This window comes from Nibrella saemangeumensis, assembly GCF_039541915.1.
In the GTDB taxonomy this organism is placed as follows: domain Bacteria; phylum Bacteroidota; class Bacteroidia; order Cytophagales; family Spirosomataceae; genus Nibrella; species Nibrella saemangeumensis.
Window position 1 is genome coordinate 109,618 of sequence record NZ_BAABHD010000030.1, and the last position, 22,405, is coordinate 132,022.

Genomic DNA, 22,405 nt, shown 5'->3' on the forward strand with positions numbered 1-22,405 from the left:
CGTGGCGATAAATTTTGGAGCAGCTTTTATGCGTGAACCGGTCTTTATTAAACGAAATACCCCGAAGTGGAAAGCGATTGAGGAGAACCCGACCAGAGACCCGGACGAACTAACGGAGCGGTTTATTGAGCTAACGGATGATCTGTCATACGCCCGCACCTTTTATCCTGAGTCCAGTGTAACCCGTTACCTCAACGGGCTGACTGCGCAGATGCACCGGGGCCTGATGCAGAGTAAGCGTGAAGACGCCAGCCGCTTTATTACCTTCTGGCGGTACGAACTGCCCTTGCTCTTCAGGCAGTCGCATCGGCTGCTGGCCGTCTCGTTTGTTATTTTTCTGGCAGCCTGCCTGCTTGGCTGGCTATCAGCAGCCAATGACACTACGTTTGTCCGTCTGATCATGGGTGATGCGTACGTCAACATGACGCAGGAGAACATCGAAAAAGGCGATCCGCTGGGCGTATATGCCAGTAGTGATCAGGCAACCATGTTTCTCCGTATTACCCTGAACAACATTCAGGTATCTTTTCAGACCTTTGTAATGGGACTGCTGGCATCATTCGGAACAATTTATGCGTTATTTTCCAATGGCGTCATGCTGGGGGCGTTCCAGTATTTTTTCTACGAGCGCGGCCTGCTGCTGGAGTCGGTACTGAAGATCTGGATTCATGGCACGCTGGAAATTTCGGCCATTATCATTGCCGGCTGTGCCGGCCTCACGCTGGGCAACAGCCTGTTGTTTCCCGGTACCTACTCCCGGCTTGAGTCGTTTATACGGGGTACCAGACAGGGATTGAAAATCTGTGTGGGGCTGGTCCCAATTTTTATCATGGCCGGTTTTCTGGAGAGTTTTGTAACCCGCCTGACCCTTCATCCGGCGGTTAGTCTGACTATTATTTTAACATCGGCCGCTTTCATTGTCTGGTATTTTATCATTTATCCGATCCGGCTCCACACCATCCGCCCACAGTAACTGTTTCGACCTTACTCCTCTTTTAACCGTTTACCGTATGCTCCTCTTTCAAGAACGTGACTTTGGTGAAAAGATAAACGCCACTTTTGCTTACGCGACGCAAAACTTCCGGAGCCTGACACTGGCGCTGCTCTACATTGCGGGTCCGGCAGCGTTGCTGGCGGGTATCGCAGAGGGGGTTCTTCAGTCGAACCTGCTGACAAAGCAAAACCCATTAGGACAGAGCATACCGTCCGGAAACGATCAGATGGGGATTATCTACAATGGGCCGCTTCTGGTAATCCTTCTGACGAACATTCTTAAACTTACAGCCAATTTGATCGCCAGCCTGGTTGTCTACAGCCATTTTAAACTCTACAGCCAGTCCGGCAGCACGTTTATCAACGCTGGTGCTGTCTGGCATGAGGTTCTTTCGGTGCTTGGCCGGTCGCTGTGGATTGCCTTTCTTTCGTTCTGGCTAGTGTTAATCGGCATCTTTTTGATGCTTGTTCCTGGCATATACATTGGGGTCGTTCTGTCTCTGGCTCTGCCGGTAACCGTGTTTGAGAAGGCCGGTCCGGGAAACGTCATAACCCGCTGTTTTCAGCTCATCGCCAATAAGTGGTGGTCCACATTCGGTCTGATCGTAATTGTGGCGCTTATTGTCATCATCCTGGGACTTGGCTTTACAATACCCACGATACTGATCCAAATGTTTACCGCGATGGAGTTGCTGCCCGAAATGCCATCGGTAGTTATGGTTTTAACCAATGCCATCAGCACAATCGGGGTTACCTTTTTGTCGGGCCTGATAGCGCTGGCCATTGGCTTTCAGTATTTCAATCTGGTCGAACGCCACGAAGGTACCGGCTTGCTGGCGGCTATTGACACCATCGGTACATCTCCCACCCGACCCACCGCTCAGGATGAAGGCGATTACTAAGCGTTGGCTGACCGGCTGGCTGCTGGTGGGTATTCTCTGGGTTGGCAGTCCGGTCAGGGCTCAACCAGACAAGACAGCCAAAGAGGCAACTTATCCCGGCCGGGATGACCAGCAGCCGGTACGGATGCGCTACCCGGCTGCGGAGAAGCTTCAGGATTACCGGAACGACCGTGAATACCAATACCGCCGGAACACCCGCCCGCCCGAAAACCCGCTGCTGAAGTTTTGGTACTGGTTGCAGGAACAAATAGCTGAATTCATGCGCAGTACGGCTTACCGGAGTTTCTGGCAATATGTGTTGCTGGCCGTGATTGTTGCGTATAGCATCTATCTGCTTATCAAAGCCGAGGTTCTGGGCTTCCTTTTTCCCAGGAAAGCCGGGCAGCCACCATTACCGTATGAACAGGTCAGCGAAAATATTCATGAGATCAACTTCGCTGAAGCATTGGACGATGTCGTCAACCGGGGAAATTACCGGCTGGCTATCCGGCTTCTGTATCTGCAAACGCTAAAGTCCCTGACCGACCAGGGATTGATCAACTGGCAACCGGATAAAACCAACCGGCAATACGTATACGAATTAAGTACGACCCCGTTGAAGGACAATTTTGAGGCACTTACCACGGCTTTTGACTATGCCTGGTACGGTGATTTTCCCGTTGACCAGCGGATGTTTCAGCAAGTGCAGGCAGAATTCAGGGGCTTTAACGAACAGTTGCAGACGCAGCTACTGCACCGCTGAAAACGCCGGGCAACGGTCCTGACATGAACCTATTCAAAACGTGAAACCAAACAAATACCTGCTGATTCTGCTGGTAACAGTAATTAGCTATAGCCTTTTCGAGTATTACCGACCGAAGCCCATCGACTGGAAGGAGTCCTACATGAATAAGGACAGGATTCCGTTTGGGGCAAGGGCGTTGTATGAGCTTTTGCCCGGTCTGATGCAGCAACCGTCTGTACCGAGCCTGCGTGTGCCCATCTACAACCACCTGACGGAAGGTAAACTGCCGAAGCAAAGTAACTATGTCTTTATCTGTGGTCGCTTTCTGCCTACTAAATCCGAAATACAGCTGCTACTCCGGTACGTAAGCCGGGGGAACAACGTTTTCATCTCCGCCTATGTGATTACGGATTCTTTGGGGAAGACGCTTGGCTTTAAAACTGCCGAAAAAGCACCAAAATTAATTGACACAACACTGGTCAACAACTTCACAAATGCTCACCTTCGAAAACCCGGCGGTTATCGATTTCGCGACGATGACGGCCGCAACTACCTTACGCTGATAAAACCGGAAAGGATTACGGTACTTGGCCGGAATGCCCGCCGGGAGCCAGTTTTCATCCGGATCAGCCACGGCCAGGGTAGCTTTTATATTCATAACCTGCCCCTGGCGTTTACGAATTATTATGTGCTGGACCCGGCCACGTCTGATTACGCCTTTAAAGCCCTCTCCTACCTGCCTCCCTGCCCTACGTACTGGGACGAGTTCATCAAGCAGGGGCGTTTTGACGAAAGCCAGCAGTCCCTTTTTCGCTATGTTTTCACGCAGCCGGCACTTATCTGGGCCTACTATCTGGTGTTGTTCGGCTTGGTATTATACGCCATCTTTGCGGGTAAACGCACCCAGCGTATTATTCCGGTGGTCGAACCGCCCCGCAATACCTCACTGGAGTTTGTGCAGACCATCGGCCGGCTGTACTTTCAGCAGAATGACCACGACAACCTGGCTCGTAAAAAAATTCAGTATTTTCTGGCGTATGTGCGCGAGCAGTTCGGTCTGAATACGACTGTGCTGGATAAGAACTTTGCCGAAACGCTGGCCCAAAAAAGTGGCGTACCTGCCGAGGACGTAACGGTCCTCGTCCGCCGGATCGATGCGGCCCGGCGTAGTACGCTGCTGTCGGAATACGAACTCCTGAATGTGAATCAGGACATAGAAGCTTTTTATCAACACGTAAATGCCTGAACGCTGCTCCAGCGTTTATCCGACGATGACTCCTTTTGAAACACGCCTTGATCTGAATGACCTGAAAACCGCCATTGATGCAATTCGGGCCGAAGTGGGTAAAGTGATTGTTGGTCAGCACCAGACTATTGACCTGCTGCTGACGGCGCTGCTCGCCGACGGCCATGTACTGCTGGAAGGGGTACCCGGTGTTGCCAAAACCTTGACGGCCAAACTGATGGCCAAAACACTTTCTGTTGATTTCAGCCGTATCCAGTTTACGCCCGACCTGATGCCGTCGGATGTGCTGGGCACGTCGGTCTTCAACCCGAAACACTCTGATTTTGAATTTAAGCCGGGACCCATTTTCGCCAATATCGTGCTCATTGACGAGATCAACCGGGCTCCCGCCAAAACGCAGGCGGCCCTGTTTGAAGTGATGGAAGAGCGGCAGATCACCTACGACGGCACCACCTACCCCATGACCGAGCCGTTTCTGGTACTGGCCACGCAGAACCCAATTGAGCAGGAAGGTACCTACCGCCTGCCCGAAGCCCAGCTCGACCGCTTTTTGTTCAAGGTCCTCATCGGCTATCCCGAAGAAACCGAAGAAGTGGCTATTCTGAAAGGTCACCACGCCCGCCAGAACCTGAGCGATGCAGTTGAGGCCGTTCAGGCAGTAGTTTCCGCTGACCAGTTACAGGCGTTGCGCGGCAAAGTGCATCAGGTTCACGTCGAAGACAAGCTATTCGACTACATCGCGCAGCTTGTCCGAAGCACCCGCGCCAACAAAGCGCTGTATCTGGGTGCTTCGCCCAGGGCGTCGGTGGCGTTGCTCAACAGTGCCAAAGCGCTGGCCACCTTACGGGGCCGGGACTTTATTACACCCGAAGATGTGCAGGAACTGGCCGCCCCTGTGCTTCGGCACCGGGTGCTGCTCACACCGGAACGCGAAATGGAGGGCGGCACCGCCGATGAAGTAATTAATCAGCTTGTTCACCGGCTGGAGGTACCCAGGTAGCGCTTATAAAGCCTGGGGGGCTTTTTTTGTCAGGTAGGGATCTCTGGAACTGGCGGTATACTGGCCATTTATAATCTCGTCTTTGATGACGAACAGCGGACGCCCCTTCACCTGGAAGAATATCCGCAGTACGTATTCGCCAATGATACCCAGCGCTACCAGCTGAACCCCGCTGAACCAGATAATGATGAACAGCAGGGCCGTGAAGCCTTCAGGCACGTGTCCGTATACAAAGCGCTTGATAATGGTAGCGATGAGGTAAATAACAGCCACAGAGATGGCAAATACACCTAGCCTTGTAATAAAGCTGATGGGCGCTTCGCTAAAATTGAATATACCGTTATAGGCCAGCCGCCAGAGCATTTTGAACGAGTATTTCGGGCTACCGGCTACCCGGCCGCTTCGTTCGTAAGGAATACCAATCTGACGAAAACCGATCCAGGTGCGCATCCCCCGGATGTACCGGCTCTCTTCCGGCATCCGGTTCAGCACGTCCAGCGCCCGGCGGCTGATGAGTGAAAAGTCGCCACTATCCAGCGGAATGTCAATATAAGAGATCGAGCGTAGTATGCGATAAAAGGTATGATAGGCCATGCGTTTGAGCCAGCCTTCCTTGCGCTGCCGGCGAACGGCATACACCACGTCGTACCCTTCCTGATAATGCTTATAGAATTCAGACAGAAGTTCGGGGGGATCCTGTAGGTCGCCGTCGATTACCATAACGGCCTCGGTGGCGCGGGCTGAGGCCAGACCGGCACTGAGCGCCGTCTGGTGTCCATAGTTACGGGACAAAAACACGCAATGGTACCGCTCATCGGTCAGGGCCAATTGCTGCATCATGACCGGTGTGGTGTCCCGGCTGCCATCGTCGACCAAAACTACCTCAATGGTCAGGTCAGACGAATCCATCAGCGCATTCAGGCGGCTGACCAGATGCGGAAACGACTCACTCTCATTATAGAGCGGAGCAACAATAGATATCTGCGGGCCTTCCAACAGCTTGTTTAGTTAGTAATCAGACAAAAATAGACGGTTATGCCAAGAACCCGCGCACCCGCTACAGAGTTTTATTCTGCGGTTTTCGGCTTATCGGCCGCTTTCACCGTTTCAGACGGGCGTGGTCCAAGCCGCACGCCCGTCTGAAACCAGCGCAGGTTCTGCCCGGCAATGGCCGCCACATCCACCCGACCACTATCAGCACCAGGCAGGAGCACCCTGGGAATCGCCATGTTAAAACCGGGCTGTTGACGATTCAGCCAGTTCAGGTTCGCATCAGCCTTAAACAGGACATTGTACGAGGGTGAGTAAACCCGCAGCATAACTGCAGCCTCCCGCGACCAATGCGTTGGTAGCTGAACCGTCTGGTTTTCGACAACAATATAATCCGGCTCATACCGGACAAATAAAGGAATCCGATTCAGCTCCAGCCCTTCAAAAGACGGCTGAGCTACCATGGAGTCCAGATGGGCCATGAATGGGTCATGCGGGTACGTGTACAGCTTTTGGCTGGTTAGCTGGTTCATGGTACCAGCCAGAAACGTAGCAAACAAGCTGCCGGGCGTGGCTCCCAGGCCATAGCCGTTGTACCGCTGGTTTACCGCCTGCGTCAGCAGCGTTTTCCGCCGTTCAATGACCAGGGGGGTGTACAGCCAATACGACAGTACGCTGACCAGGCCACCTACCAGCAGGATCAGTCCCTGATAACGACGCCCCGGGACGGGCTGCCGGTACGGACTGAACACATACAGGCAATAGGCCAATACCAGGAAAAGAGTCGGATAAAGCTTGTAATTGCTGACCAGAATGACATCGTAACCGAAGCGCGACCGCAATAAGGCCACAATAACGGCATTGGTCAGCAGGTAGAGCAGACAACCCACCAGAAACATTTCCGCCCGGCTTATGGCCTGGAGCCGCGTCCAGATAAGAGACCAGCCGGCACCATAAGGCTCATTGGCACCGGGCCGTAGCAGGAGCATACTAAACCAGAACAGCATCCAGACCACCAACCCAAAACCGGCCAGTACCGGCAGAACGATGCGGAGAGTGGTGGATTCATGCGTCGGCAGAAAATCAAACAGGCCGCCGATAAAGCTGAAAAATGACAGCAGGGTCCGGACCGGGTGCTCGAACGTGTAAGCGATGCCGGCTTCATTACCCTGTGTAGTAAAACCGGAGAAGTATAGACTCACCGTCAGCATAGCCGACAGCAGCCACGCAATAGCCACCGAAAACCGCCCCTGCAACAGCACGACACCCAGACCGGCAAACCAGATAAACATTCCATTGCCGTTGGTAAAGGTTGTCAGCACTGCCAGCGCAATGGCACCCAGTAATGACATAGTGGCCCGATGGCCCCGGTTGGTTAGTAAATACAGCGACAGGAAGCCAAGAAAAACAACGGGCTGGTGCTGCAGGCCGGTAATGGACCAGAACGTAGTCAGGTAAAACTGAGGCTGAAAAAGTAAAAAAGAGACCGGAATAGCGTAGGCTAACGGGATTCGGTTTCTCTTGAAGACGTACAGTAGTAATGCCCAGGTGCCAAGCAGAAATGCAAAGCCACCGAAGATCAGCAGGCGCATATTGAGCATGCCGGTGGTGTGGTAGCTAACCAGCGCTATCAGCTTGCCGGTAACGATCCGGTGCTCGTTGTTAGGCCTGAGCAGTTCGGCTACCCGGCCCAGCCCCGATGAAGCCTGCAGGTACTTCAGCAAAAAGCCGGGGAAAGCCTCAACATCATCAAACCAGGGAACATTAACGGCATAGCGATACACCAGCCAGCCCAGCACTACAGGAGGAAGGCCGAGCAGCAGATAAACCAGCGCAGGCCTGTCGGACACAGTCTGCCGGATGCGACTGACCGGGGAGTTCAATTGTTGCGAAACACTACTCATGTCTTTTACCGATAAGCCTGATAAATACGGTACAGCTCACCCCACATACGAAAAAAGTAGCTGAGCTTAACCCTGGATTCATCCTGCTCAACCCACTGCCGGAGTGGTACCTCCACCACGTACTTATCCAGCCCCGCCCGGCCATGGCGTTGAATCTGCCGGGCGAGAATTTCTACGTCGAATAGCCAGGGGCTGATGAATGTCGCCCGAAATAAATCAGGGACCACTACCCTACGGAACAGCTTGGCTCCGCACTGGGTATCGTACACCGCCAGTTTCAGTAGGTTGCTGATGGCGGTGGCGATTATCCGCCCAACATAATGCCGGAAGTTGTTGCGCCGAATATCGACGCCCAGGTATTTGATACGGGAGCCCATCACCATTTCCCGCTGCGGGTGCTGGTCGAGTTGGGCGCTGAGATCCCAGATTGCCGGCAGGGGAGTGGCCAGATCGGCATCCAGGTAACCTAGGTAATCAAAGGCTCCTCGCGAGTCATGGGTCATGTGCAGCATACCTGCCCTGACCGCCCCGGCTTTGCCCTGGTTCCGGTCGAGGATCAACACCTCTGTTTGAGCCTGGTTACGAGCCTGTAGCTGCTTCAGCACATCGGCGGTGGCATCCTGGCTGCCGTCGTCGACAAAACAGAAGCTTATATCGGGATGCTGTTGCTGAAACGCCAGAAAGGTGCCAACCGGTAATCGGCTGGCTTCGTTAAAACACGGTACAATGATGCAGACCGATGACATGGTTTCAGGGATGGGTGGCTAGCTGGCTCACTGGCTGACGCCCGGCGGTGGTGACGGTTTCCAACTGAATCATTTTATGACCATAGTACCCGGCCTGGCAGCGGTTCCAGAGATGCTCGGGATTATCTTTAATATCTTCCACAAACAGACTTGGCGGATACACCCGAATCGGGACCAGCCGGAGGGTATCATTGCTTCCCTGGGTCAACTGCCGGTATCGTTCGGTCATATCCCGGTCATAAATGGCAGCATCGCCGTTTAGCCAGTCGGTATACATGGTCTTTAGCGGGATACTGAATCCAATGCTGACAACCACCCAGATCCCGGCCAGCAGAGGCACCCATACCGGCAACCGGAACGTATCGGTCCGCAACCAGCCCCGACGAACCGCCTGAACCATCCAGACCGTCAAGACATAAAACCAGCCGAGCAGAAAGAAAAGGTAAACCACGTTCATCACCCGGTAAGCAGGTGGTATGCCAATGCCATAATAAGACGGAAAAATCATGGCCGCCAGAAAACCGATGTAAAGTACGGTAACAATCAGCGGGGGCAGGTGAAAAAGAGGCCGTGAAGGGCTGTCCATCCGCACCAGTCGCATGGCAAGCGGAATAAACATGACCGACAACGGAAGAACAGGGGTTTGGACAAGCCATTTAAGAACTGATTTGCCCAGCCAGATAAACGAAGACACAAAGGAAGCTATGAACTCGCCACTATGCTCATTGCCACCCATCCGAATAGCGTTTCCGGGAGCCCGGAACAACAGCCAGGCCGACACTAGGGCCATGAACACCAGGAAGCCCAGAAAACGATCGGCGATTCGCAGAAACAACAGCCGGTAGCCAAACACCGATAGCAACAGCAGCACCAGCAGCACCAGGCTGGTTTCGCTGGACCCCACAATGGCAAATACCAGAAACCCTGCCCAAATAGTGGTCAGTGTCCGCAGCAGCCCTGCTCGTAACCGGTACCAGCGGCTCATCACCGCCAGCAGGTGCAGCGTAAACGCCGTTGGTACGGTATAAGATGCCACAGCCGCCGTCCAGAAAAAAGCCTCCACCATACTCTGCATCGCAAGAATGAGCAGAAAAAACAAGGCCCCCGTAGTCAGCAGCTGCGTTTTTAATGACCGTCCCCGCAGCAACTCGCTCAGTAAGGAGTACATGGCCAGGAACAAGCCCGCAGCAGCCAGCACCGGGATCAGGCGGAAACCGCTGTACCATCCCCAGACCAGCGGATTACCATGAACCAGGAAATTCGAGAAGTAACGGCCGGTCCAGCCATCGTAATAAAACTTCTGCGCCTGCCAAAAACCAAAGCGAACGGCCGTGTCGGCAAAGCAATAATCATCAGCCGCCGAGGGGTGATTGTGGAAAGACAGCACGAGTAACGGCACAAACGCCAGCAGAAACAAAAGGGCAGCAACTATCTGTACGGAAAGGCTAACAAGCGGGTGTTTCATGCAGTAGTGGAATGGGTTTCGTTCGGAGGCAGGCTCAATCCTCCCGTCTCAGCCGCTTCAACCGGCGCGGCCGACGACCGTTGCAACCGACCGTTCAGCCACGGATAGGCCAGTACTGCCAGCAGGATAATCAGGGTACCTATATAGAAGCCGGATGTCATCCGTTCACTTTCGCCGAATACCAGAAAGGCCAGCACAATGCCATAAACAGGTTCCAGATTAACCGTGAGATTGACGGCATATGCCGAAAACTTACGCATCAGCTGAACCGCAGCCGTATAGGCATACACGGTACAGACGAACGCCAGCACCGCAAGCCAGAGCCATTGCGTTGCCGATGTAGGCACCAGCCGGTCTGCCGACCACAGGCTCTGATCGGGACTAACCCACATATAAATCAGCAAAAAGAGCTGGGCTGCCCCAAAGGCCCCGATCATCTCGTAGAAAGAGATCGTCAGCGCATTATAGCGTTGGGTAAACCGGCTATTAATAATGGTAAATACCGCTGCCAGCATAGCCGAGAAAATAGCCATGAGCAGGCCGGCCATGCGGTCAAACTCAAACCGAAAGATCACGTAAAGTCCGGCTATGACCACCCCGCCCAGCAACACCTCGACGGCCCGAATACGCCGGCGCAGAAACAGGGGCTCCAGCACACTAGTCCACAAAGAACCCGTTGCCATACCCGCCAGACAGACAGAGGCATTGGCCAGCCGGGCGGCCCCGAAGAAGGCAATCCAGTGAATGGCCATCAGGGCCCCGGTACCCATAAGTTGCCATTGAACAGACGCACGCGGTATCACTAACTGCCGGCGGTAGTACAACACCACCCCCAGACCCAACGCCGACAGTAATGTGCGGTACACTACCAGAGCCGGGGCTTCCAAAGGTTCCAGCAGTAACCCCAGAATGGCCGTAAATCCCCAGATTACCACCAGAAAATGGAGGTGCAGATAATCCGACAGGTCAGGTTTTCCAATTGAATGTTGGCTCATAAACAGTAGGACATCTGCTCCGCTGAGCTATTGTATGGCTCTTCCGGAACGAGACAATCGGTCAGAGAATCACCGTTTAGCGCGGAATTGTATGGTACAAAAGTACGCCTATGGACGCAAAAATAATGTTTGGCAACCAGACTGCCAGCATTGGATTCAGGTTACCTGATTCGGCGACCCCTTTGGCGAGCATAAAAAAGAGCAGATAGGCAAACGCCAGAAAGAAGCCGAGCGCCACCTGCCAGCCTACCCCCCGGCGGCTTTTTCGCGCCGACAGAATGACGCCGATGACCGACAGAATAATAATGGCAAACGGGCGGGTCGTGCGGGAATACTTCTCCAGCAGGTAGGTTTCAACACCGTCGGCTCCCCGGCTTTGCAGCAGCGCGATATAGTTGTTCAGTTCGGGCAGCGTAAAAGTCTCAAAAAGACTATAGTCACTGTCAAAGTCGGAGGGCTTGAGGTTCAGAGTCGTATCCATACGGGTTCCGGGTGTAAGTGTTTCCCGTATCCCGTCGATGGCCCTGATTTTATAATCATAGAGTGCCCATTTCCCCTTCTGGGTATCCCACTCGATGCGGTCGGCGGAGAGTTTCTGTTTAAGTTCGTTGCCGGCTACTTCTTCCAGGGTGAACTTATACCCGGTATTCGTCAGGTTGTTATAGCTCTCCAGGTAAGCATAGATATTCGGCGCGATCTTCAGGTGTACGTTGCGGCCCGTGTAGGTAAATTGATCCTTTACATATTCCAACTCAAAGGCGATCCGGACCTTATTGGCCTGCGGGATTACGTAGTTTACCAGGTAATACGTGGCTACACTCAGCACGATAGCACCGGCTATGTAAGGCACCAGAAAACGCATAAAACTAACTCCACTGCTTAAAATAGCGATGATTTCGGTCCGCGAAGCCAGGCGGGAGGTCATAAATACGGTAGCGATAAACACCATCAGCGGACTAATGGTATTGGCCCAATACGGAATAAAATTCAGGTAATAGTCAATCAGAATTTTATTCATTGGGGCATTGTGGTGGTGGAAATCGTCTACTTTTTCGGTGTAGTCGATCACACAGACCACCAATACAATCACCAACACGACGAAAATATACGTTTGCAGGAAACGCTTCAGAATATACCAATCAAGGATTTTCATAAAAGTCGTTCGTCAATAGTTGCTGGTGATACCACCCTCCGCGAAATCACCAATGACCGCCGGGCGGCCCCATATTGCCTATCTACTAACCAATAAATTTCTAGCCACTTCGTGACTGATAAATAACGATTTTTCCTGGTTAATCTGTACCTGGACCGATTTGTCGAAATGGCTGATTTCCTGGAGACAGACCTCACTACCCAGCGTAAGGCCGGTGCGGTCGAGGTGCTGCAGAAATTCGGGAGAGTGCTCAAGTACACCCATAATCCGCACCCGCTCGTCAACGGCCACCTCCGAAAGTTTTCGATAAGCAGTCGTTGGCATCTGGCCGGCTGGTGTAGGAATAGGGTCACCATGAGGGTCAAACTGCGGATACTCCAGATAAGCGTCCAGCCGCTCAACCAGTTCGTCGGAGCGAACATGTTCCAGTTCTTCGGCAATTACATGTACCTCGTCCCAGCCAAAACCTAGCTTTTCGACCAGGAAAACCTCCCAGAGCCGATGCCGGCGAATCACTTTCAGGGCCAGCCGCTCCCCTTCTTCGGTAAGCCGTACGCCCTGGTATTTTTTATAATGAATTAGCTGCTTTTCAGAAAGCCGCTTCAGCATATCCGATACGGAAGCTGCCCTGGTCGCTGTCATCTCAGCCAGCGAGTTGGTACTAACCTCGCCTTCCTGCCGACCGGAGAGGTAGTAGATGGTTTTCAGATAGTTTTCTTCCGTGAAGGTATGCATGCAAGATCAACATCCGGTTTATTAAGCTTTTTGTGCTTGCTCCTCGAACATTTTATCCACAAAATTAGTTTTTTTAGTATACTTTAAAAAAATTTAGACCAGTCTAAATTTTTATTGAGAACAATCGCATATATTTGTCTCATGGTTCTAAAGTATACACAAATACAATGAAATCAGAAGAATTTGTGCGGACTACTCAGGCGCTGTCTGTCCCCCGGAGTAACCGAATAGATCGTTTATTACCTAAAACAGACCAGGAATCTGCCGTACGTTCATTATCGGAGGTACACGCCAGCATTCCTGTTCCGACCGACGGCGGTTTTTTTAAGAAAATGCGGGCCTTTGTGGGTCCGGGGCTGATGGTCGCAGTAGGCTATATGGACCCCGGTAACTGGGCTACTGATATTGCCGGAGGAGCGCAGTTTGGCTATAAACTGCTCTCAGTTATCCTCATCTCCAACCTGTTTGCCATGTTGCTGCAACACCTGGCCCTTAAACTGGGTATTGCTACCGGGCGCGATCTGGCGCAGGCTTGCCGCGAGCAGTACAGCCGTCCCGTAGCCATGGTCCTGTGGGTGTTGAGCGAAATAGCCATTGCCGCCATGGATCTGGCTGAGGTGATTGGCTCAGCGCTGGCTCTGAATCTGCTGTTTGGTATTCCACTGTCGGTGGGTGTCGTTATTACGGCGCTGGACGTGCTGCTGCTCTTGTACCTGCAAAACAAAGGCTTTCGGATCCTGGAGAGTATTGTGGCGGGCCTGATCTTCATCATTTTCCTTTGTTTCGCTTATGAGATCCTGCTGTCCCGGCCCGACATCGGGGCAGTTGCCGGCGGCCTGCTCCCGCGCCGGGAAATTGTGACCAACCCCAGCATGTTATACCTTGCCATCGGTATTCTGGGCGCTACCGTCATGCCGCATAACCTGTATCTGCACTCCAGCATTGTACAGACCCGGAACTTTGCCCGTACGGACGACGGTCGCCGGAGCGCCATCCGGTATGCCACCATCGATTCGAGTGTGTCGCTGCTGCTGGCCTTTTTCATCAACGGGGCCATTCTGGTACTGGCGGCCGCAACCTTCCACTTCTCCGGCAACCAGACCGTAGCCGACATCACCGATGCGCATCGGTTGCTTGATCCGCTGCTGGGCGCCCAGGTTGCCGGTGCGGTGTTTGCCATTGCGCTGCTGGCGGCCGGCCAAACATCCACCCTTACCGGTACACTGGCGGGGCAAATCGTGATGGAGGGCTTTCTGAAACTGCGGCTTAAGCCCTGGCTCCGGCGACTTGTTACCAGAATGGTGGCCATCGTACCGGCGCTGATTGTGACGATTCTGTACGGCGACGAAAAAATTGGTGATCTGCTGGTGCTGAGCCAGGTTATATTATCGCTGCAACTAAGTTTTGCGGTGGTACCACTGGTACAGTTTACCAGCGACAAATTGAGCATGGGTGCGTTTGTCAACCCCCGCTGGCTGAAGCTGACCGCTTGGGCTATTTCGGCCATTATTATCGCCTTAAACAGCTACCTGCTTTTAGAAACCGTGCTTTAAAAGATTTTACGCTCATAACTTTCTTATCTTCCGAAAACAACGTACTTGCACACCTATTATCTTTGCCGCGTTTGTATTCGCTCGGCCCGCGCAGGGCAGAGCAACTTTTTATGGAAGATAAACGACACATGGACCGGGTATCGGCGGCTGGTCTGCTGGTAGCCCTGGGAATTATATACGGTGACATCGGTACTTCTCCTCTTTATGTGCTCAGGGCCGTGGCCGGCTCAGCCCCCGTTATTGAAGAGGAGATTGTTTTAGGAGCCCTCTCCTGCATCCTCTGGACTATTACGCTGCAGACAACCATCAAGTACGTTGTCCTGATTCTGCGGGCCGACAACCGCGGTGAAGGCGGTATTTTTGCCTTGTACGCGCTGGTGCGCCGACATGCCCGCTGGCTCACCGTACCCGCCATAATTGGGGGAAGCTCGTTGCTGGCCGACAGTATTATTACACCCCCTATTTCGGTTTCCTCGGCGGTAGAAGGACTAAAAATCCTGTACCCGGACATTGAGACTATTCCCATTGTTATTGCCATACTCTCAGGTCTGTTTTTAATTCAGACCTTCGGTACCAGCGTGGTCGGAACTACGTTTGGCCCCGTGATGCTGATCTGGTTTACCATGTTGGGCGTCCTGGGTTTTGTTCACATCATTGATGACCCCTCGGTACTGGCGGCTCTTAATCCGTATCACGCCTACCTGTTTTTATCAACCTATCCCGGAGCGTTCTGGCTGTTGGGAGCGGTTTTTCTGTCTACGACCGGTGCCGAAGCCCTTTACTCGGATATGGGTCACTGCGGCCGGGGCAACATCCGGGTGAGTTGGGTTTTTGTAAAGACCTGCCTGTTGCTGAACTACTTTGGGCAGGGTGTATACGTCAAAACGCTTGACGGTCAGGCACTAGGTGAGCGCAATCCATTCTACGCCCTTATGCCGGAGTGGTTCCTGTTTATCGGAATTATTATAGCTACCGGAGCAACCGTCATAGCCAGTCAGGCTATGCTTTCCGGTGCCTTCACCCTGATTAGTGAGGCCATCCGGTTGAATTTCTGGCCAAAAGTTCGCTTACGTTACCCTTCCGTCAAAAAAGGGCAGTTGTACGTACCCAGCATAAACTGGCTACTTTTTATAGGGTGTGTGGGGGTTGTCATCTATTTCCAGGATTCTTCCCGCATGGAAGCAGCTTACGGGTTGGCCATTACCCTCACGATGATGATGAGCACCATGCTCTTCGGTTATTACCTCTATACCCATAAATACAATGCCTGGTGGGTAGTGCTTTTTGTCATTTTCTATCTGACGATTGAAAGCTGCTTCCTGGTAGCTAACCTGGTGAAATTTGTGCATGGCGGTTGGGTATCTGTGCTCATCGCCGGGATCATGGGTATGGTGATGATTATCTGGCTGAATGCCAGCCGGATTAAAATGCGACTTACTGAATATGTCCGCATTGATCAGTACATTCAGGCCATTAAGGAATTAAGCCGGGACATCAGTATTCCGAAATACGCTACGCATCTGGTGTTTATGAGCAATGCCGCCCGGCAGTCGGAGATCGAGTCCAAGATCATTTATTCCATCTTTCAGAAGCGGCCCAAACGGGCGGATATCTATTGGTTTATTCACGTGGATACCACCGACGATCCATATACTATGGAGTATAAGGTAAACACCATCGCCCCGGATGATTGCTATAAGGTAACCTTCCGGCTCGGCTTCCGGGTAGAACAACGCATTAACCTCTTCTTCCGCAAAGTGATTGAAGATCTGGTGAAAAATAAGGAGGTGGATATTACCAGCCGCTATGAGTCGCTTCATCGGCAGAACGTGATCGGTGATTTCCGGTTTGTGGTACTGGAGAAATTCCTTTCGTTTGAAAATGACCTGCCCGTGTCGGAGCGGCTGATTATGAATGTCTACTTCTTCATTAAAGGCTTCACCACCTCCGAAGACCGCTGGTTTGGTCTCGACAGCAGTTCGGTAAAAGTGGAAAAGGTGCCGCTGGTCATTCGCCCGGTGGAGAACGTAAAATTGACTCGAATTACTACGTAGAACGGCGGGTAGGCTGCAATTTGGGGCCGAACATGGCTGATGAATACACTGCTGACACTTATCGAAGCTATTTACCCGGTTAGTACAGCGCTGAAGCAATCGTTAGTCAGTCTTCTCAGTCATGCTTCCCTCCCCAAAGGTAGCCTGTTGTTATCGCCGGACCAGATTTCAACCAAAATCTACTTTGTCGAGAAAGGGCTGGTTCGTGGCTACTATTTGAAAGACGGCAAAGACATTACAACTGGTTTCATGCCGGAGACGTCCTTTGTAATCTCCCCGGTAAGCTTTTACCGCCAGCAGCCGTCTTTCGAGTATTTAGAAACCCTGGAAGAAAGCCCACTCTGGAGCCTCTCGTATCAGCATCTAAGTCACCTTTATAGCCAATACCCGGAATTCAATTATGTGGGCCGTGTAGTGACCGAACAATATTATACGCGGAGTGAACTTCGGGCGCATCACCTGCGCATGCAAACGGCCGACGAACGCTATCGGGCTTTTTTATCTGAGTACCCCACTCTGGCTAACCGGGTACCTAATAAACACATTGCTTCATTTTTGGGCCTTACGCCAGAAACCTTTAGCCGTATCAGAGCAAAAAGAGACTAAGGTAACAATGAAAAATTGATATAGATCAATTTTCATTGTTCAAGAGTTAGGCAGCTTTGTGGTAGAACCAACAAGTTAAATCACAATGAAAAAACTTCTTCTTAAGATTCTACCTTTATTTACTGTTGTACTTTTTAACTTCTACGCTTGCACAAAGCCTGAACTACCTCTTGAATCGGATATAATTCAGATGGCTGAATTATATCCGATTACAGTAGACGAAGCACGTCAGTGGTTTGTAAATAAAGCAGCCTCATTGGACCGGACTCGTTCGGGAAATTTAACCACTCAAGAAAATTTCAAACTGGAGCGTATTCTAGATTGGGAGAATGCAAAATCCTTGACTTCATCAACTGGAAAGCCTTGGGTAGTGGTTCCGATGAAAAATGAGATGGGTGTAACGCTAACCACTCACTGGTCAACTCTTGAAAAAGAAAAGCAACAAAAAAATACCGAACGTGGAATTGCCTGGTACACATTTCAAGTATTTACAAAAAATAATCAGGGGCAGATTCAATCCCACATTGTAAAGTGGCTACCTACACTTGACAATATTCAAATGTCTAAAGGGAAAGTAATCCCTAATCAGTGTGACGGACTGTACTTGAATTTTAATGATGGAGGTGAATTTATCAACGGATTTCAAATCGTCAAGGGTAAGGTAGTTGGAAGCTTCTCAGTACTTACTCCACAGTCGCCAAAGAATTCTCCGAATGGACGGGCAGCAAGTTGTCAACCATTCATGATCACTGTAAACTGGCGAATATGTGTGGGGGAAGGTAACAATGAAGTCTGCGTAACTGGATCAGACCAGTATACCCTCTACATTTGCTCAGCATCTGGCGATTATAATGAACAGCTCCCTCCTTTTGACCCAAACGCACCAAATGGTAACCCCCTGGATCAGGATACAATCGATATGCTTCAGCAGATGATTGTGCTTGCTTTGGACATGTTTATTTGGGATTAACGCAAATAGGGCCTAACAACAGCTATGTTCACAGAGTCCTAGGGTGGTATCCAACTTTTGCCGGGAGTCCATTCAATCCGGTTGGGCCAGGCATTTTCGGGCAGGACGACACCTACTCTGCAGGATATGATGTTAGCATTTCTTTTCCAGTTACATGGTCACAATTCTCGAATACGCTAAATTATATCCGCAACCATTCTGTAAATTCTTATGATTTAGAAAACTATAACTGTATGGATTTTACTCTCCAAGCCTTACAAGCGGCAAATATCAATTTACCTGGGAACAGAACGAGTTGGGGTATAGGTAGTGGCAGTAGTCCTGGCCAGTTGGGAGAAGACTTACGGAATATCAGTTTGCCGGCAGGTACCGAACGGAGAACAACCCACGGTAGTCCGACGCCTAATACTTCCCGCTGTAACTAACTCACTGATTACGCTTCTGTCACCTGTGTAAAATCATTGGGTGACAGAAGCAAAACAAAAAGCTTATGAAAACCTTGTTTATTTTAATTTTTCTCTTCTTGCCCAAACTCACCATTAAGGCTCAACCTGTGCGAATCAAAAATGTTCCGGTCAGAAAGATCAAGCTAGACTCCTTAGAACAGGCCAGAAATGCCCACCTCTACCAGTTTATCGACCGGCTATTTGGCCCGGACAGCCTGGTGCTGATGCAACCCGACACCTTCTGTTACTATGTTGAGCAGCCGGCCGACTTTCCGGTGGTGCGCTTTGGAAACCCGGCTGAGGTTCATATTCGCTACTTCAGCAGCATTCTCCGTCAAAACTGCCAATCGTGGCAGTCTCCCTGCGACCAACACTGCCTCAAGGCCATACCCTTTCGCTACATCCGACGCAGCAACAAGCGGCTGTACCAGGGGATTATAGACTCCAAATCCTTCTGGACAGAACCCGTTGCTCAAACCGCTTTTGTGGTATACAACACCTGCCAGGACAACGAAGTTACCACAGTAGTCTTGTTCCAGCCTTACACACACAAACTGGCGTATATGGGAGGAGCCTGGGAGGATGATAACCAAAAGAAGAGATAATCTTTACAGGTAAGCGAACAAAAACTGATCTAAAATTCAGTTGCTTAAAAATTAAGATACTCAAGTGTCTGAAGTTTTCACCTATTTTTGGCCTTTCTCATTGACCAACCCATGAAACTACTGATTACCGGCGGGGCCGGCTTTGTCGGCTCGGCGCTGGCGATTGCGCTTAAAACCAACTATCCCGATTATCAGATCTTTGCCCTCGACAACCTGAAGCGCCGGGGCTCCGAGCTGAACATTGCCCGGCTGAAGCAGGCTGGTGTCGAGTTCGTCCACGGCGACATTCGCAGCAAAGAGGATTTTGATGCGCTGCCGGCCGTCGATACCATTATCGAAGCTTCGGCCGAACCATCGGTGCTGGCCGGGCTGGATGGCACTCCCGATTACCTCATCAATACCAACCTCTTCGGGACGGTCAACTGCCTCAACTACGCGCTGAAGCATAAGGCCAATTTCATCTTTCTGTCGACCAGCCGGGTGTACCCCATTAAAACCATTGAAACCCTGAATTTCGAGGAAGCCGACACCCGGTTTGTGCTCAGCGACGACCAGCCGGTGCCGGGGGTATCGTCTAAAGGCATCGCCGAGGATTTTCCGCTGGATGGTGCCCGGTCCTTGTATGGGACTACCAAACTGGCGTCGGAGCTGATTATTCAGGAATATAACGAGTTTTACGGCCTGAAAACGGTCATAAACCGGTGTGGCGTCATTACCGGACCGTGGCAGATGGGTAAGGTGGACCAGGGCGTAATGGTACTCTGGATTGCCAAGCATTACTTTGAGCAGTCGCTGGCGTACATCGGCTACGGCGGCACCGGCAAGCAAACCCGCGATATGCTGCACATCGACGACCTGTACCGGCTCATCGACTGGCAACTGCACAACCTGGATAAAGTCAACGGCGAAATCCTGAACGCCGGCGGTGGCGTAGCCAGCAGTGCCTCGCTGCAGGAACTGACCCAGATTTGTCAGGAGGTAACCGGCAAAACGATACCCATCAAACAGGTGACCGAAAACCGGGCCGCCGACATACGCCTGTACATTACCGATAATACAAAGGTCACCAACCTCACCGGCTGGAAACCCGAAAAAGGCATCAGGGACATCGTTTCCGACATTGCCAAATGGCTTGATGAGAACCGGGCCGCGCTGGAACCGATTCTGAAGTAACAAAAAAGCGGGCCATGACCCGCTTTTTTGTTTTCCTTTATTTCTTCTCCGCCAGGGGCTTACCCTCCCGCTCAGAGGCCTTGTATAACCCGATTTCCGAAAGCGCTACGGTGTTGTTGGCCTGCTCCACTATAATCCGGATGCGTTGCGCGGTAACGGGGGCATCAAGCCGCAGCAGCCGTTTATAACCGATGGTGGTGCCTTTGGCCACCTCCTGCCACGCACCGTTCTGCTCAGCCTCTACCCGGAACGCGGATACCCGCTGCCCCAGCCGTACCGGCTCCTGCAACGCAATGCGGTCGAAGGTGGTAGGGCGGCCCAGATTCAGTTCCAGCGTAGCGGACGTTTCTCCTTCTTTGGCGGCCCAGTAGGTATCGGCGTTACCGTCGGTCAGGCGCTGGGTATCAAACCCGGCCCACTGGCTGCTGGCCTTTGCCAGCTTTTTAATCGCTCCGTTTGACTTAAAGGTTTCGTTCAGTATTTCGCGCATGCCCCGTAGCGCGCTTATATCGTTTTCGTGAAGCAAACCGTTCGGGTCAGGTGGCAGGTTCAGCAAGAGGGTACCATTCCGGCCAACTGATTTATAATAGATATCCACCAGTTGCTGCGGAGTTTTGACCCGGCTGTCTTCTTTAGGATGGTAGAACCAACCCGGCCGGATAGACACGTCGCATTCGCCCGGTATCCACTCGTCGCCCTTTGGGTCACCCGTGTTCAGATATTTGGAGTCGGCCTTACCGGGGGCCATTCCTTCAGTATTGATCGTCGACCAGCAGGTTTCGCCGGCAAAACCCCGCTCGTTGCCGATCCAGCGTACGCCCGGCCCAACGTCGGAGAAAATCACGGCATTGGGTTGTAACTGACGAATCAAAGCCCGGTATGCCTCAAAATCGTACTCCATATTTTTCGCGTTTTCGCCCTTGGCCCCGTCCATCCATAACTCGGCTATCGGACCGTAAGTCGTGAGCAGTTCGCGCAGTTGGTTCAGGTAAAACTGGTTGTACTCCGAGGTGCCATATTTCGGCTCGTGCATATCCCAGGGCGACAGGTAAATTCCCAGTTTGATACCGCCTTCGCGGCAGGCATCGGCCAGTTCGCGCACCACATCGCCCTTACCGTTTTTCCACGGACTGTTCTTCACCGAGTGTTCAGTGTATTTTGATGGCCACAGGCAGAAGCCATCGTGGTGCTTGGCCGTGATGATGAGCGTTTTCATACCCGCCGTTTTAGCGGCCTGTACCCACTGCCGCGCATCCAGTTTAGTGGGATTAAAGCTGCGGGGATCTTCTTTACCCGTACCCCACTCGCTGTCGGAGAAGGTATTGACGCCGAAGTGCAGAAAGCCGATGAGTTCCTGCTGCTGGTATTGGAGCTGCTGCGGAGTGGGTTTTACTGGATTGGCGGGAATATCGCGCTGGGCAAGAGTGGCGGCTGCATGTAGTATAGCGGCTCCCAGTAGCCAAAAATGGATTTTCATAAGCGTAGGTTACGTTGTCATTTTGAAAAGCAGATGCCCGGCTGCTTTTACCCTTACTCTGTGACGAGGCCTTTTCTACTCCGTCTGAACCCCAAAGTTAGTACTCATCTCTGCATGTCACATTCCAAAACTAAATTATGGATTCATGCTGTCTTTAGCACAAAAGCCAGGCAGCCGCAGATCCGGCAAACCATTCGCTTTCAAGTCTATATCATACTTACAAAGCAATTAACAGACTTGGGTAGTCACGTCGCTGCCATTGGCGGTGTCGAGGATTATGTTCATATCCTGTTCCAGCTTGATCCGCGATTTTCGGTAGCGGATGTGATGAAGCAGGTAAAAGGCGGTTCATCACATGAGATTAATCAGCGGCATTTACTTTCGACAAAATTCGCGTGGCAGACGGGCTATGGAGCATTTTCCATCAGCGAAACAAATGTGGAGCGGGTTATTCAATATATTCGGAATCAGGAGGAGCATCATCGCACGGTTCCGTTTGCAGCGGAATACGAACGATTTTTGCACCATTATGGCCTTAATGATGTGCCGGAACAGGCAAACCGTTAAAACGGTTGAATTGCTTCTTATTAAATCACACAGCCCACAGATAAATCCGTGGGCTGTAATCAAACCCACCCAGGCTCTGTGCATTGGCCATTAAGGTGGGC

General features: G+C 51.8%; 20 protein-coding genes. 12 read left to right on the forward strand and 8 right to left on the reverse strand.

Annotated elements, in window-relative coordinates; translation table 11 throughout:
- Positions 1–28: 28 nt before the first annotated feature.
- Genes ABD949_RS15510 through ABD949_RS15530 form a run of 5 tightly spaced genes read left to right on the forward strand, consistent with a single transcriptional unit; the run spans position 29 to position 4,865 of the window.
- Positions 29–973, forward strand: a complete 945-nt coding sequence (locus tag ABD949_RS15510; protein ID WP_345244765.1) for a stage II sporulation protein M — start codon at positions 29–31, stop codon at positions 971–973.
- A gap of 37 nt (positions 974–1,010) precedes the next feature.
- Positions 1,011–1,895, forward strand: coding sequence for a hypothetical protein (locus ABD949_RS15515; RefSeq protein WP_345244766.1), 885 nt, complete (start codon positions 1,011–1,013; stop codon positions 1,893–1,895).
- Complete coding sequence (locus ABD949_RS15520) at positions 1,879–2,637, forward strand: DUF4129 domain-containing protein (protein ID WP_345244767.1); 759 nt, start codon at positions 1,879–1,881, stop codon at positions 2,635–2,637. Before ABD949_RS15515 ends, ABD949_RS15520 begins: the two co-directional genes overlap by 17 nt.
- Positions 2,638–2,677: 40 nt before the next feature.
- Positions 2,678–3,865, forward strand: coding sequence for a DUF4350 domain-containing protein (locus tag ABD949_RS15525; protein ID WP_345244768.1), 1,188 nt, complete (start codon positions 2,678–2,680; stop codon positions 3,863–3,865).
- Between the two features lie 25 nt (positions 3,866–3,890).
- Positions 3,891–4,865 carry an AAA family ATPase gene (locus tag ABD949_RS15530; protein WP_345244911.1) on the forward strand — a complete coding sequence of 325 codons (975 nt, stop codon included), beginning with the start codon at positions 3,891–3,893 and terminating at the stop codon, positions 4,863–4,865.
- Between the two features lie 3 nt (positions 4,866–4,868).
- On the opposite strand, the gene ABD949_RS15535 is transcribed toward ABD949_RS15530, so the two are convergent.
- The 7 genes from ABD949_RS15535 to ABD949_RS15565 form a co-directional block, all read right to left on the reverse strand.
- Entirely contained in the window at positions 4,869–5,861 is a 993-nt protein-coding gene (locus tag ABD949_RS15535) for a glycosyltransferase family 2 protein (protein ID WP_345244769.1), read from the reverse strand.
- 71 nt (positions 5,862–5,932) lie between these two features.
- Positions 5,933–7,759 carry a hypothetical protein gene (locus ABD949_RS15540; RefSeq protein WP_345244770.1) on the reverse strand — a complete coding sequence of 609 codons (1,827 nt, stop codon included), beginning with the start codon at positions 7,757–7,759 and terminating at the stop codon, positions 5,933–5,935.
- 5 nt (positions 7,760–7,764) lie between these two features.
- A complete protein-coding gene (locus ABD949_RS15545; protein WP_345244771.1) occupies positions 7,765–8,505 on the reverse strand; it encodes a glycosyltransferase in 741 nt (246 codons plus the stop codon).
- A gap of 4 nt (positions 8,506–8,509) precedes the next feature.
- Complete coding sequence (locus ABD949_RS15550) at positions 8,510–9,970, reverse strand: DUF6056 family protein (RefSeq protein ID WP_345244772.1); 1,461 nt, start codon at positions 9,968–9,970, stop codon at positions 8,510–8,512.
- Positions 9,967–10,965: a DMT family transporter gene (locus tag ABD949_RS15555; RefSeq protein WP_345244773.1), complete on the reverse strand. Its 999-nt coding sequence runs from the start codon at positions 10,963–10,965 to the stop codon at positions 9,967–9,969. Before ABD949_RS15555 ends, ABD949_RS15550 begins: the two co-directional genes overlap by 4 nt.
- Before the next feature lie 76 nt (positions 10,966–11,041).
- Complete coding sequence (locus ABD949_RS15560; RefSeq protein WP_345244774.1) at positions 11,042–12,118, reverse strand: LptF/LptG family permease; 1,077 nt, start codon at positions 12,116–12,118, stop codon at positions 11,042–11,044.
- A gap of 78 nt (positions 12,119–12,196) precedes the next feature.
- Entirely contained in the window at positions 12,197–12,853 is a 657-nt protein-coding gene (locus tag ABD949_RS15565) for a metal-dependent transcriptional regulator (RefSeq protein ID WP_345244775.1), read from the reverse strand.
- 167 nt (positions 12,854–13,020) lie between these two features.
- Here ABD949_RS15565 and ABD949_RS15570 point away from each other — a divergent pair, with 167 nt between their 5' ends.
- The 6 genes from ABD949_RS15570 (at position 13,021) to ABD949_RS15595 (ending at position 20,260) form a co-directional block, all read left to right on the forward strand.
- Complete coding sequence (locus ABD949_RS15570; RefSeq protein WP_345244776.1) at positions 13,021–14,406, forward strand: Nramp family divalent metal transporter; 1,386 nt, start codon at positions 13,021–13,023, stop codon at positions 14,404–14,406.
- Positions 14,407–14,516: 110 nt separating this feature from the next.
- Positions 14,517–16,460, forward strand: coding sequence for a KUP/HAK/KT family potassium transporter (locus ABD949_RS15575; RefSeq protein ID WP_345244777.1), 1,944 nt, complete (start codon positions 14,517–14,519; stop codon positions 16,458–16,460).
- A 39-nt stretch (positions 16,461–16,499) separates the two neighbouring features.
- Complete coding sequence (locus tag ABD949_RS15580) at positions 16,500–17,066, forward strand: Crp/Fnr family transcriptional regulator (protein WP_345244778.1); 567 nt, start codon at positions 16,500–16,502, stop codon at positions 17,064–17,066.
- An 85-nt stretch (positions 17,067–17,151) separates the two neighbouring features.
- Positions 17,152–18,036: a hypothetical protein gene (locus ABD949_RS15585; RefSeq protein ID WP_345244779.1), complete on the forward strand. Its 885-nt coding sequence runs from the start codon at positions 17,152–17,154 to the stop codon at positions 18,034–18,036.
- A 490-nt stretch (positions 18,037–18,526) separates the two neighbouring features.
- Complete coding sequence (locus tag ABD949_RS15590; protein WP_345244780.1) at positions 18,527–19,087, forward strand: hypothetical protein; 561 nt, start codon at positions 18,527–18,529, stop codon at positions 19,085–19,087.
- Between the two features lie 111 nt (positions 19,088–19,198).
- A complete protein-coding gene (locus ABD949_RS15595) occupies positions 19,199–20,260 on the forward strand; it encodes an NAD-dependent epimerase/dehydratase family protein (protein ID WP_345244781.1) in 1,062 nt (353 codons plus the stop codon).
- Between the two features lie 37 nt (positions 20,261–20,297).
- On the opposite strand, the gene ABD949_RS15600 is transcribed toward ABD949_RS15595, so the two are convergent.
- Positions 20,298–21,737 (reverse strand): alpha-L-fucosidase, encoded by a 1,440-nt coding sequence (locus ABD949_RS15600; protein ID WP_345244782.1) that lies wholly within the window; start codon positions 21,735–21,737, stop codon positions 20,298–20,300.
- 114 nt (positions 21,738–21,851) lie between these two features.
- Between ABD949_RS15600 and tnpA the strand changes: the two genes are divergently transcribed.
- Positions 21,852–22,304 carry an IS200/IS605 family transposase gene (tnpA, locus tag ABD949_RS15605; protein ID WP_345244783.1) on the forward strand — a complete coding sequence of 151 codons (453 nt, stop codon included), beginning with the start codon at positions 21,852–21,854 and terminating at the stop codon, positions 22,302–22,304.
- Positions 22,305–22,405 lie beyond the last annotated feature (101 nt).

Excerpts from the sequence above, each read along its gene's own strand:
- ABD949_RS15510 (WP_345244765.1), top strand. The coding sequence starts at position 29 with ATGCGTGAACCGGTCTTTATTAAACGAAATACCCCGAAGTGGAAAGCG.
- ABD949_RS15515 (WP_345244766.1), top strand. The coding sequence starts at position 1,011 with ATGCTCCTCTTTCAAGAACGTGACTTTGGTGAAAAGATAAACGCCACT.
- ABD949_RS15520 (WP_345244767.1), top strand. The coding sequence starts at position 1,879 with ATGAAGGCGATTACTAAGCGTTGGCTGACCGGCTGGCTGCTGGTGGGT.
- ABD949_RS15530 (WP_345244911.1), top strand. The coding sequence starts at position 3,891 with ATGACTCCTTTTGAAACACGCCTTGATCTGAATGACCTGAAAACCGCC.
- ABD949_RS15540 (WP_345244770.1), bottom strand. The coding sequence starts at position 7,759 with ATGAGTAGTGTTTCGCAACAATTGAACTCCCCGGTCAGTCGCATCCGG.
- ABD949_RS15545 (WP_345244771.1), bottom strand. The coding sequence starts at position 8,505 with ATGTCATCGGTCTGCATCATTGTACCGTGTTTTAACGAAGCCAGCCGA.
- ABD949_RS15550 (WP_345244772.1), bottom strand. The coding sequence starts at position 9,970 with ATGAAACACCCGCTTGTTAGCCTTTCCGTACAGATAGTTGCTGCCCTT.
- ABD949_RS15555 (WP_345244773.1), bottom strand. The coding sequence starts at position 10,965 with ATGAGCCAACATTCAATTGGAAAACCTGACCTGTCGGATTATCTGCAC.
- ABD949_RS15560 (WP_345244774.1), bottom strand. The coding sequence starts at position 12,118 with ATGAAAATCCTTGATTGGTATATTCTGAAGCGTTTCCTGCAAACGTAT.
- ABD949_RS15565 (WP_345244775.1), bottom strand. The coding sequence starts at position 12,853 with ATGCATACCTTCACGGAAGAAAACTATCTGAAAACCATCTACTACCTC.
- ABD949_RS15570 (WP_345244776.1), top strand. The coding sequence starts at position 13,021 with ATGAAATCAGAAGAATTTGTGCGGACTACTCAGGCGCTGTCTGTCCCC.
- ABD949_RS15575 (WP_345244777.1), top strand. The coding sequence starts at position 14,517 with ATGGAAGATAAACGACACATGGACCGGGTATCGGCGGCTGGTCTGCTG.
- ABD949_RS15580 (WP_345244778.1), top strand. The coding sequence starts at position 16,500 with ATGAATACACTGCTGACACTTATCGAAGCTATTTACCCGGTTAGTACA.
- ABD949_RS15585 (WP_345244779.1), top strand. The coding sequence starts at position 17,152 with ATGAAAAAACTTCTTCTTAAGATTCTACCTTTATTTACTGTTGTACTT.
- ABD949_RS15590 (WP_345244780.1), top strand. The coding sequence starts at position 18,527 with ATGAAAACCTTGTTTATTTTAATTTTTCTCTTCTTGCCCAAACTCACC.
- ABD949_RS15595 (WP_345244781.1), top strand. The coding sequence starts at position 19,199 with ATGAAACTACTGATTACCGGCGGGGCCGGCTTTGTCGGCTCGGCGCTG.
- ABD949_RS15600 (WP_345244782.1), bottom strand. The coding sequence starts at position 21,737 with ATGAAAATCCATTTTTGGCTACTGGGAGCCGCTATACTACATGCAGCC.
- tnpA (WP_345244783.1), top strand. The coding sequence starts at position 21,852 with ATGTCACATTCCAAAACTAAATTATGGATTCATGCTGTCTTTAGCACA.